General features: G+C 56.1%; 9 protein-coding genes. 7 read left to right on the top strand and 2 right to left on the bottom strand.

Annotation, left to right across the window (positions count from 1 at the left end; genetic code table 11):
- From AAC019_RS05910 to AAC019_RS05940, 7 genes are all read left to right on the top strand, one after another.
- Positions 1 to 813 (top strand): adenosylcobinamide-GDP ribazoletransferase, encoded by an 813-nt coding sequence (locus AAC019_RS05910; protein WP_339897715.1) that lies wholly within the window; start codon positions 1 to 3, stop codon positions 811 to 813.
- Entirely contained in the window at positions 807 to 1784 is a 978-nt protein-coding gene (gene cbiB, locus AAC019_RS05915; RefSeq protein WP_339897717.1) for an adenosylcobinamide-phosphate synthase CbiB, read from the top strand. The genes AAC019_RS05910 and cbiB overlap by 7 nt, the downstream gene beginning before the upstream one ends.
- Complete coding sequence (locus AAC019_RS05920; protein ID WP_339897718.1) at positions 1781 to 2875, top strand: threonine-phosphate decarboxylase; 1095 nt, start codon at positions 1781 to 1783, stop codon at positions 2873 to 2875. The genes cbiB and AAC019_RS05920 overlap by 4 nt, the downstream gene beginning before the upstream one ends.
- A gap of 9 nt (positions 2876 to 2884) precedes the next feature.
- Complete coding sequence (locus AAC019_RS05925) at positions 2885 to 3820, top strand: cobalamin-binding protein (protein WP_339897719.1); 936 nt, start codon at positions 2885 to 2887, stop codon at positions 3818 to 3820.
- A gap of 101 nt (positions 3821 to 3921) precedes the next feature.
- Positions 3922 to 4788 carry a glutathione-dependent disulfide-bond oxidoreductase gene (yghU, locus tag AAC019_RS05930; protein ID WP_339897721.1) on the top strand — a complete coding sequence of 289 codons (867 nt, stop codon included), beginning with the start codon at positions 3922 to 3924 and terminating at the stop codon, positions 4786 to 4788.
- Positions 4789 to 4792: 4 nt separating this feature from the next.
- Positions 4793 to 5143: a hypothetical protein gene (locus AAC019_RS05935; RefSeq protein ID WP_339897723.1), complete on the top strand. Its 351-nt coding sequence runs from the start codon at positions 4793 to 4795 to the stop codon at positions 5141 to 5143.
- Between the two features lie 52 nt (positions 5144 to 5195).
- Positions 5196 to 5381: a hypothetical protein gene (locus AAC019_RS05940; RefSeq protein ID WP_339897724.1), complete on the top strand. Its 186-nt coding sequence runs from the start codon at positions 5196 to 5198 to the stop codon at positions 5379 to 5381.
- An 87-nt stretch (positions 5382 to 5468) separates the two neighbouring features.
- On the opposite strand, the gene AAC019_RS05945 is transcribed toward AAC019_RS05940, so the two are convergent.
- Both AAC019_RS05945 and AAC019_RS05950 read right to left on the bottom strand, forming a co-directional pair.
- Positions 5469 to 8846: a LamG-like jellyroll fold domain-containing protein gene (locus tag AAC019_RS05945; protein WP_339897725.1), complete on the bottom strand. Its 3378-nt coding sequence runs from the start codon at positions 8844 to 8846 to the stop codon at positions 5469 to 5471.
- A gap of 210 nt (positions 8847 to 9056) precedes the next feature.
- Positions 9057 to 11717 (bottom strand): LamG-like jellyroll fold domain-containing protein (locus tag AAC019_RS05950; protein ID WP_339897726.1); only part of this gene is annotated, 2661 nt, incomplete at its 5' end.

Below are 11717 nucleotides of genomic sequence, written 5' to 3' on the forward strand. Positions count from 1 at the left end.
ATGTCGCGCAATAACTTCGAGACCATCACCCAGGCAATGCTCTACGCATTGATGTTTTTAACCCGCTTGCCCGTTGGCCGCTGGCTGACAACCGCTGACGAGCAAACTGCTGCGCGCGCGGTGTACTGTTATCCGTTGGTGGGTGCTGTGATTGGTGTATTGCTCGCGCTGGCCGCTTTTGGCTTGCAGCCACTGGGCCCGTCCCTTAGCGCAGCGCTGGTGTTGGTATTGTGGGTGGCGGTGACGGGTGCGCTGCATCTTGATGGCTTGGCCGATTGTATGGATGCCTACTACGCCGGCCACAAGTGTGGCGACGCGGAGCAGCGGCGCGAAAAGATTTTACAGGTAATGCACGATCCCGCGTGTGGCGCTATTGCGTTAGTGTCGCTGGTGTTATTGCTATTGGTTAAGTGGGCGGCGCTGTCGGCTTTATTTACTCTTTTTGCTCATCAATCGCTTGTTTCTGTGACGTCGGTTTTAGCCGCTGTTATCGTTACGCCAGTGCTGGCCCGCACCATCATTTTACCCTTTATGATGTTAAATGGTTACGCCCGTCGCGAGGGTACCGTACCCGCCGCGAGTGATAAAAACGCGCGACGTTATTGGTCGGTTGCTGTTTTGGTATTCGCCCTGTGCGCGCTGAGTATCGGTTTTTTTGTCACGGCGGTTTTATTACTGGCGTTAGTACTGTTAATGCTGTTTTGGGCGCGGCTGTGGCAGCGGCAAATTGGCGGCTATACCGGCGACTGTTTAGGGGCGTTGGTGGAGCTGAGTGAGGCGCTGGTGTTAATCACGTTGGTAGCGCTATGGTAACCGCGTGGGCGTTACTTGCCGGTGTGTTGCTGGATTACCGCCTGGGTGAAGTTAAGCGGTTTCACCCGCTGGTGGGGTTTGGCTATTGCGCCAATTGGCTCGAGCGCCGTTTAAACACAAAGGGCAGCGGTAGCCGCACTGTGGGGTTGCTAGCACTGTTGTTGTTACTGCTGCCCGCTATGGCTGTAAGTGTTTGGTTGTGGTGGGCGCTGCTAGCCCATGCCTCTTGGCTGGCGTTTATAGCGGGCGCGGTAGGTTTGTATTTTACCCTAGGGTGGCGCAGTTTAACCGAGCATGTAACAGCGGTACAAAGGGCGCTGGATGCTGACGATTTACCCGCAGCACGTATTGCCGTGGCTCGCATTGTCAGTCGCGATTGCGAGCAAGCCGATGCGCTACAGGTGCGCCGTGCGGCCATTGAATCGTTGCTTGAAAACAGCGCCGATGCGGTTGTGGCGCCACTGTTTTGGTTTGCCGTGGCGGGGCTGCCGGGCGCTGTTGTTTACCGTTTAAGTAATACCCTAGATGCGATGTGGGGTTACAAAAGTGATCGTTTTTATCACTTTGGTTGGGCCGCCGCGCGCTGGGACGACGTGTTAAATTTTTTGCCGGCGCGTTTAACCGCGCTGGCGTTTGCCGCCATGGGTGATGCCTTAGGTGCCTTTAAAAGCTGGCGCACCAGTGCCTGCCACTGGTCAAGCCCCAATGCCGGCCCGGTTATTTGCGCCGGCGCCGGAGCACTGCAGCTAAGCCTTGGGGGCGGAGCGTCTTATCATCAACGCTGGTGCGACAAACCCGCAACCCTTGGTGAACTGCCAGAGGGGGATGCGATTGCCCGAGCGTTAGCATTAGTGCACCGCGCGCTGATTTTATTGGTGGTTATCTGTATGTTGCTTTCCGTTTTACTTGCTGGGGTTTTAGTTGCTGGGGCATTGGTTGCTGGGGTACTGGTGGGTGGTGTCAGGCAATGATGTTTAGTGATTTCTCGTCCGAGTTACTGCACGGTGGTGATTTAACCTACGCCAGTGCCGTGTTTGGTGAACCCGATGAGCCCTGGCAAGATCTATCCACCGGCATTAGCCCGTGGGGTTATCGGGCGGTTAATATCCCCTCTGACATTTGGCGCGATTTACCCGGCAGTAACCGGCCCTTGTGCGAGGCGGCGGCGGAATATTATCAAACGCAACCTGAGTTTGTTGTGCCATTGCCCGGCAGCCAGTTTGCCATCGGGCAAGTGCCCCGGTTACTCGCGCCGGCGACGGTTGCGTTACCCGCCATTGGCTACGCCGAGCACGCCAAAGCGTGGCAGCAAGCGGGCCATCAGGCGGTGTTTTATGGCTCTATTGCCCAGCTGCACAGTTTGGTCGAGCAGGGCACCGTTCACCATGCGGTGGTGATTAACCCCAACAATCCCACCGCAGAGCTCTGCCCGCTTAATACGCTCGAGTTTTTGCATTCATCTTTGCCGGGTGTTGTGTTGGTCGATGAGGCCTTTATCGATGCGCTGGCGTTACCTAGTGCCGCGCACTTGTTGCCCCACTGCCCGCGTTTATGTGTGCTGCGTTCGCTAGGTAAATTTTTTGGCTTAGCGGGCATTCGCCTGGGCTTTTTGCTCAGTAGCGGTGAGCTATTCGGGCAAATGCAGCAGGTGCTTGGCCCATGGGCCGTGAGCCACCCGGCCCAATGGATGGGCGAGCGCGCACTAAACGACAAAGCCTGGCAGCTGGCACATAAGCTGCGCTTGCGCGATGCGCAGCAGCAGTTGCAAACCATTTTGCAAGGCTTTGCGCGCGAGCGCTATACCATCGCCAGCGGTGGCTTGTTTGTCACATTGCGCGGCTCCTGGAGTACCTTAATGACGTTGCATCAGGGGTTGGCTGAGCAGGGCATTTATACCCGCTGGTGTCACTGGCCAGAGCCCGTCGAATCACGGGTGGCGGTGGCGAACAAAGCCGTGAGTCACCCGAGCTTGAACACCAGCAAGCCTGCCTGGTTGCGAATTGGCTTACCGGAAGACGGTGGCATTCGTATCGCGCGTGCTTTAAACAGCCTTGAGGATTAGGAGATTTTTGTGAGATTAAAAAGCCGTTATTATCCGCGAGCTTTGCGGCCGGTTTTACGCATCGTAACCTTGTTAATTATTGGCGCGCTTACAGGCGTAGCTGCGGTTGCTGAGCCCATTGAGGTTACTGACGCACGCGGCAAGCTTATTCGCCTAGCGGCGCCGGCCGAGCGCATAATCGCGCTAGCGCCACATCTGGTTGAGAACGCTTACAGCGCCGGTGCCGGTGACAAGCTGGTGGCAGCTGTGAGTTACAGCGACTACCCCCCAGAGGCAAAAGAGTTACCCGAGGTAGGCACCTACAAAACCGTTAGCCTGGAAGCCGTATTGGCCCTTAAGCCCGATTTAGTGCTGGCATGGTCATCGGGCAATGGTTTGAATGCGGCCGCTCAGTTAGAGCGCTTAGGGCTAACGGTGTATGTCGATGAGCCGCGCACGCTGGACGATATCGCGCGCGAAGTCACCACCATTGGGCGCTTGGCCGGTACCTCGCCAGTGGCTGATAAAGCGGCTGACGCCTGGCTTGCGCGATTGCACAATTTGCGCGAGTCGCACATAAATGTGCAACCATTATCGGTGTTTTATCAGGTGTGGAACCAGCCGCTGCAAACCTTAAATGGTGAACATTTGGTCAGCGATGTTATTCGCTTATGCGGCGGGCGCAACGCCTTTGCCGATGCGGTTTCGCTGGCGCCTAAAATTAATGTCGAGTCGGTGCTGGGGCGCGACCCGGATGTGATTGTTGCCAGCGGTATGGGTGAGGAGCGCCCGGAGTGGCTGGATGAGTGGAAACAGTATCCGGCCCTAAATGCGGTGGCAAACAATCATCTGTTTTTTGTCCCGCCGGATATTATTCAGCGGCATACGTTTCGTATTCTCGACGGTGCCGAGCTGATGTGCCAGATGTTAGACCAAGTGCGCCAGGACACTGTTGCTGACCATTGATACACGTTAAGGTAGTCCTCAGGTAAAGAACACTTAATCTGGCCGGGGCTTGCAAAACGTAGGTAGTTTTCAACACTTGGCTAATCAATTAAGAGGTGAGCATGACAGACGAGTATGTACCCCCAAAAGTGTGGACGATGGACGGCGAAAATGGCGGCACCTGGGGCAAGTTAAACCGACCGGTGGCTGGCTCCACCTTCGAGCGCACCCTGGCTCGCGGCGATCAGCCACTGCAGCTGCACTCGTTGGCAACGCCCAACGGGCAAAAAGTCACCATTATGCTGGAAGAGCTGCTAGCGCTGGGCGAAGCGGGTGCCGAGTACGACGCCTACTTGATTGATATCGGTGAGGGTGATCAATTCTCGTCGGGTTTTGTCAATATCAACCCCAACTCTAAAATCCCGGCGCTGCTCGATTGCTCACACGATAAACCGGTACGGGTGTTTGAATCGGGGGCGATTTTGTTGTATTTGGCTGAAAAATTTGGCCGTTTTTTACCCTCGGAGCTAACCGCACGCACCGAGGCGCTTAACTGGTTGTTTTGGTTGCAGGGCTCGGCGCCTTATTTAGGCGGTGGTTTTGGCCACTTTTATGCGTATGCCCCGGCCAAATTTGAATACCCCATAAACCGTTTTACCATGGAAACCAAGCGGCAGCTGGATGTGCTTAATTGGCGCCTGGCTAATAACCGTTACCTGGCCGGTGACGATTATACGATTGCGGACATGGCCACCTGGCCCTGGTACGGCTGCCTGGTGTTGGGCGAGTTGTACGACGACGCGGCCGAGTTTTTAGACGTGGCAAGTTACGGCAACGTTAAACGCTGGGCGCAGGAGATTCTTGAGCGCCAAGCGGTGCAGCGCGGGCGTATTGTTAACCGCACCTGGGGCGAGCGCTGGGAGCAGCTGCCCGAGCGGCACTCGGCGGCCGACATCGACGATGTATTAGCGCTCAAAAAAGCAGATTAAACTTATGACTAAAACGACAGCGGTGCATTTAATGGTATGGCTGGTACTGCTCGCCTCGTGCAGTACCAGCGCGCGTGAGATTACCTTAACGGTTGGGCAAGAGTATGAAGTGCCCGACGATAAGGTCTGGGTTATTAAGTCCACGGCCCCGGCCCCTTGTAATATTTGTACCGCTGACGTTTACATCAGCGGAGAGGTAAGCAACGTAGAAATAGCCGGTGTTATTATGCACGGTGATTTTGATTTCTCTATCACTGACGAGCATCACCAAGAGGTGATACTTTATGGCGGTACTCACGTGTCCGTAGGCGATAGCCGCCAGACGCTAGTGGTAGAAGAGCGGCCAAAGGAGTAACTCAAGCTGCTCGCTTTACTCCCGTTTTTAAAATTTTTAGCAGGCCTTGGCCATGACAAATGTCTTACCCTTTAAACGCCCCAGCCCAAAACAAAAGCACAAAGGTAAAACCCTGTGCAAAAGCGGTTTTCATAAATGGAAGGTAGTCACCGCGCAACAGTTTGACGTAAAGCAGGGCAAGCTGGTGACAAAGTCTAAGTGCGAGCGCTGTGGCGAAGAGAAAGTGGAGGTGAGGTGAGTTAACGTCAGACGTCAGACGTCGGACGTCTGACGTCTGACGCAAAAAGCAGAGCAACCGTCTTGCTTTTGTTGCTCTGCTTTTGCCTTACTCCACCGCCAAAGCTCGAATCACATCAGCGGATACCGCTTCGTCAAAGATTACCAACTCATCGACCAGCCCCTCGTAGGGGGTATCCCAGTAGTTAACGCCGATCGCAAACTGGCCGCTGGCATCGGTAAATACATTGGGGAAGCCGGTGCCGGTAAACACTTGCTCGCCATTGAGATACAAGGTCAGAGCGCCTGCATCCACCACTGCGGCAAAGTGGCTCCATTCGCCGGCGGCGATCTGGGTGCTGGTGTCGCCGTCAAACCAGGATTCGCCAGACCAGAGCATGGTGTTGCCGGCATCGCCTGGGCCGAAGGGCACCACGCTTATCCAGCTGTTGGTTGCCTGAGCGCCAAAAAACGCTGGCGTAAACTGGTTGAGCGAGGTTGGGTTAAGCCACAGGGCGAAGCTGTAGCGACTGCCGTCGATCAGACCATCGGCCAAGCGCACACCGCCGGTACCGTCCAGGCTTAGGGCCATACCGCTTTTACCGCTGACGTAACTTACATTACCACCGGTATTGTCGATAAGGTTTCCGGTAATGCTGCCCGCGGCAAAGCTGCCGGCCACATCGTCCAGATGCTCGTCAAAGCTGTAGCGCGCTACCGGCTCAGAGGGCGCCAGAGACCTAACAGTGGCATCGAAGGTTTTACTCGCCGATTCGCCGTCCAGAGTTAGCGTCGCGGTCAGGGTTACTGAACCGTCAATGGATTGCGGTTGCGTGACTACTGCGGTGTTGCCGTCAATGCCGATCAAGCTGGCGTCCGAGGTGCTCCACTCAATCGCCGCAGCGTAAGGGCCGGTGGCGGGTAGAGTGAAGTTAGACTGAACGCCGCTCAAATCACCCAAATCCAGCAAGTCCACCGCCGAGCCCAGCAGCTCGCTGGCCGGTTGCAGGTCGATATCCAGAGCGCGAATCTCGCCGCCGGTGAGCGCCGCATCGTAGATGTTGAGCTCATCGATCAGGCCGGTGTAGGGCGCATCCCAGTAGTTAACGCCCAGGGCAAATAGGCCTTCGTTCCAGGTGAAGAAATCGGTGAGATTACCCCCGGAGAACTTCTCTTCGCCGTCAATAAAGACAGACACGGTGCCGCGATCCACACTAAACGCCATGTGAGACCACTCGTTGGCGGGAATTAACTCGCCACTGCTGGCATCCAGCCAGGCTTCGCTGCCGCTCCAGAGCATGGTGTTGTTGTCCCAGCTCTCGGGCAGAAAGCTAATCCACTGATCGGACACCAGAGCGCCATCGTCGTTGCTGTACTCGTTAATCGCACCGAAAAAGGCGGTACTGAACTGATTAATCACCGTGGGGTTCACCCACATGGATACGGTGTACTCGTAGTTATCGATCAGGCTGTTGGGCAGGCGCACGCCGGTAAAGCCGTCCAGCATCAATGCCTGGCCGGCTTGGCCGGCGGCATAGCCCACGGTGCCGGCATTGTGGATACGGTCACCGGTGCCCACACCGTCGGCTTTGTTGCCCAGCTCGTCGGCCAGGTCGTTTTCAAAGCCGTAGTGAGCGGTGCGGTTGTAGGCCATACGCTGGGGCACGGTCACGGTAAAGCTGCGCTCGCTCTCCATGCCTTTGCGGGTGATGGTGGCGGTTAGGTTAACGCTGGCATCGCCTTCGCCCACATTAGGGCGCATGACGTCGCCACCGGCGCTAATCACCTTGGCGTTGTCGCTGCTCCAGCTAATGCTGGCGCCGCGTGCGCCGGCGGTGGGCAAAGCAATCTGGTTGCCTTTAAACATCTCGGGCAGTACCAGGTCGTCGGCAATGGCGTCCATAATCTCGCCATCGCTCTTGGCGGGCAACTGAATACCCCACAGCGAGGCGCCTTGCTCAGACAGAGCAGTAAAGGTCGGAATCAGCGCTTGCAGACGCGGATCCCACTGCCAGGCGGCGTTGCCTTCAAACACGGTTCCGTCTTCCAAGGTAATGGTAATGCGCTCGGGCTGATCGGCGTAGAGCGTGTAGCGGCCGTTTACTTCACCGATGATGCTGCCATCGGCGTTGAAGGTGGCGGCTTGCGACAGGTGCGCTTCACGGTTGATGTCTTTGCCGTGGTTGATGATTTGAAAGTCGCCGACAATATCCTGGTAGTCGACAAGGTTGTCGCCTTCAATGGGCGCGTAGCGCTGAGGTGAGGCCACCAGCCAGCCGTCGTTGTTTACCCACATTTCGTGCACGCGAATAGCGTGGCCTTCTCCGCGATTGGGGAAGCGGGTGTGAGTAATCAGATAGTGCTTGCCGGTTTCGTCGTCGTAGTAGGCCGAGTTATGGCCGGGGGCCAGATAGCCGCGCGATTCACTATCAGAACCTGCCAGCGACTGAAAGATAAAGCCGCCCATCATTTTGTTGCCGTAGGGCGCAATGGCGTCCCAGCCGCCGCGTGCGTTGGCGACGTCGTTACCGGCGGCGTCCATATAAGGGCCGTCGGGAGTGCGCGAGCGAGCCACACGGATGTTATAGCCGTCGGCCGCCTCGTAGCCACCAAAGGAGGTAAACAGATAGTAGTAATCCGACTCGGGGCTGTAGTAAATAAAACTGCCCTCGATGGAGCTGTGGTCACCGCCGATAATATGCGTGCCGTAGCCCTGGCCGGGTTCGGGCATGCCGGTGGTTTCGTCCATTTTTAGCACGAAAATACCGCCCGAGTAGGAGCCGTAAGACATCCACAACTGGCCGTCTTTATCAAAGAAGGCGGTGGGGTCGATCACGTTGGGGTGGACAAAGGCATCGAAGCTTTCCAAGTCGCCCACGCCGTAGTCGCCTTGCATCTGCTCATCGGTCTGCCCCGAATAGAGGAAAATGCCCTGGTCCTCGTAGGGGCCTTCCACGTTATCGGAAACCGCCACGCCCAGATAGGAGTGAGGCGCGTTGCAAAGCCCTTCCTCGCTTTCCGGGTTCGCGCAGTGGTTGTAATAGAAATAATAGCGCCCATCGGCCAAGCGGATAATATCCGAAGCCCAAGAGCCCACATGACCTCCGGTCCACTCAATGCCTTCGGCAATCTCTGTGGCGTAGGTGTTAAACAGAGGGTTGGCGTCGTCAACGCCATTGGCAACCAGCTCCCAGTTCACCAAGTCGGTACTTTTGGCAAAGCCCAAATGTGAGCCAACAACATAAAAAGTGCCGTCTTCGGCGCGAATCACCGATGGGTCGTGCACGGCGATATCGTTGTAGCTGACGAGGGTTGGGTCGATGGCGGGGTTATCAAACACCTCCAGAGCCACCGAGCTGGATGAAGAGCCAACGCTGGAAGAGCTCGATGAGCTGGACGAAGAATTGGAGCCGCCGTCTGAGCCACCGCCGCCGCAACCTGCCAGCGTCAATACACTCACCGCCAGAGCGAGAGACCGAATAGCCATATTATTACCTCTGTTATGTTTTTATTTAGTGTACGTAAGATCAAAATAAATAGTAATACAATATTAATATATAGGCAGTTAGGGCAGTTTATCGCGGTAAAAATGGCGGTGATGGATTTTTTGGGGATAGTGGTAGGCAGTTTTAGGGGATAAGGTATGACAAAAAAGGGGCGCCAAGCGCCCCTTTTGATTCCTGTCGTTAGGCGACGGTTATGGCGAAACCAGATCGCTGATGACGGTTGCGTCGACCGCTTCGTTATAAATAACCAGCTCGTCAATCAAACCGTAGAAGGGAACATCCCAGTAGTTAACGCCCAGTGCAAAGCTATTGCCGCTGGCGGCGAACACGCTCGGGAAGCCTGTGGCATTAAACACTTGGGTACCATTTAGGTACAAAGTAACGGAGCCATTGTCGACTACGGCGGCAAAGTGGGTCCACTGGCCCGGAATAATCTGAGTGCCGGTGTCGCCATCAAACCAGTTGGTGCCCGACCACAACATGGTGTTGCCCGCATCGCCTGGGCCCACGGGTACCAAGCTAAACCAGCTGTCGGTTGAACTTGCGCCAAAAAAGGCCGGGGTGAATGCCGTGAGGCTGGTGGGGTTTAACCATAAGCCAAACGAGTAGCGGTTGCCGGTAATCAAGTCGTTGGGCAGTAAAACCCCGCTGCTACCGTCCAGGCTAATAGCCGAGCCTACTTGGCCGGGGGCATAGCTTAAATTGCCTCCGGCCTCACCCAGTAACATACCGTTTGTCATGCCCGCCGCAAAGTTACCCGCGTCGTCATCGAGGTGGTCGTTAAAGCTGTAGTGCGCCACGGGGGTAGGGGGCGCCAGCGAGTCGACCGTGGCGATAAACGCCTTGCTGGTGGTTTGTCCGTCCAGCGTTATGGTTGCGGTTAAGGTGACGTCGGTATCGTAAAGCTCGGGGCGCTGCACCACGGCGGTATTGCCTTCAATACGAATCAAGCTGGCGTCTGAGGAGCTCCAGCTAACGACCGAGGCAAAAGGCCCGGAGGCGGGCAGGGTAAAGTTATCTTGCACACCGTTTAAATCGCCCAGGCTTAAGATGTCGGCGGCCGAGGTTAACAGCTCACTGGTGGCTTTTGCCTCGATATCCAGCACTTGTATTTCTTCCGCGCTGAGTGCCGCGTCGTACACATTGAGCTCGTCAATAAGGCCACTGTAAGGCGTGTCCCAAAAATTGACCCCTAAGCTAAACTCGCCTTCTTGCTCACTGAAAAAGTCAGTCAGTGATGCGCCGGTATATTTAGCGTCGCCATCAATATAGACAGTGACGGTACCGTGATCGACGCTAAAGGCCAGGTGGCTCCAGGTGTTGGCCGGAATCAGTTCGCCGGTGGTGGCATCTACCCACGCCTGCGCGCCACTCCACAGCATGGTGTTGTCGTCCCAGCCTTGCGGTTGCAAGCTAATCCACTGATCGGATGCCCCCGCGCCATTGGGTAGCCCGCCAAAAAACACCGTTGCCATCGGCGTGATAACCGTGGGGTTAACCCACAGAGATACCGTGTACTCGTAGTTATCAATTAAGCCGTTGGGCAGTTGTACGCCGTTGCTGCCATCTAATAACAGCGCTTGGCCCTGCTGGCCGGCAGCATAGGCAACCGTGCCCAGGGTGTTTGCCCGGTCGGCTGTTGCCTGACCGTCACTGTAGCGGCCGGTGCTGTCAGTTAAGTCGTCTTCAAATTTAAATTGCGCTAAGCGGTTAAAGGCGGAACGCTCTTGTACCGTAATTGTGAAAAATTTCTGGCTCTGTACGCCATCGCGCTCAATGGTCGCGGTCAGGCTAACCGTAGCGTCACCCTCGCCATCGTTGGGGCGGGTAACGGCGCCAGTGGTACTGATCACGGCCGGGTTGTCGCTCTCCCAGCTGATGCTGGCACCGCGCGCACCCTCAAGCGGCAAGGCAAGCTTGCTACCTTTAAAGCTGGTGGGCATTGTCAGAGCGTCATCAATGGCGTCGATGATTTCGCCATTGATTTTGCTTTGCAGTTGTATCCCCCAAAGTGACACGCCGGTATCGGACATAGCACTGAAGGTGGGTATTAACTGATTAAGGCGCGGATCCCACTGCCAGGCGGCGACACCGTCAAACACTTCACCGCCGTCAAGGCTGATGGTGATGCGCTCGGGCTGCTCGGGGTAGAGCGTGTAGCTGCCGGTTACATCGCCACTGATGGTGCCGTCGTCGTTAAAGTGCGCATCTACTGACTCATGGGCGATGCGGTTAATATCTTTCTGATGATTAACAATCTGGAAGTCACCCACAATATCGGCGTAGTCGACGATATTCTCGCCCTCGATGGGGGCGTAACGCTGGGGTGAAGCTACCAGCCAGCCGTCGCTGTTAAGCCACATCTCGTGCACGCGAATGGCATGTCCTTCGCCGCGGTTGGGGAAGCGGGTGTGAGTAATCAGGTAGTGCTTGCCAGTGGCTTCGTCGTAGTAGGCCGAGTTATGGCCGGGGGCCAAATAACCGCGAGCCTCGGCATCAGAGCCTGGGTACGAGCCAAAGGTAAAGCCGCCCATTAATTTAGTGCCGTAAGGGGCAATGTTGTCCCAGCTGCCGCGGGCGTTAGCCACGTCGTTGCCGGCTGCATCTAAATAAGGGCCGTCGGGTGTGCGCGAACGGGCCACGCGAATGTTGTACCCCTCGGCTGCCACGTAGCCGCCAAATGAGACAAACATATAGTAGTAATCGGACTCGGGGCTGTAGATGACAAAGCTGCCTTCAATCTGGCTGTGATTGCCGCCGATGATGTGCGTGCCATAGCCCTGATCGGGCTCGGGCTTGCCGGTGGTTTCGTCCATTTTTAGCACGAAAATACCGCCCGAGTAGGAGCCGTA

Origin of the sequence: uncultured Gilvimarinus sp., assembly GCF_963975215.1 — a bacterium.
Lineage (GTDB): Bacteria > Pseudomonadota > Gammaproteobacteria > Pseudomonadales > Cellvibrionaceae > Gilvimarinus.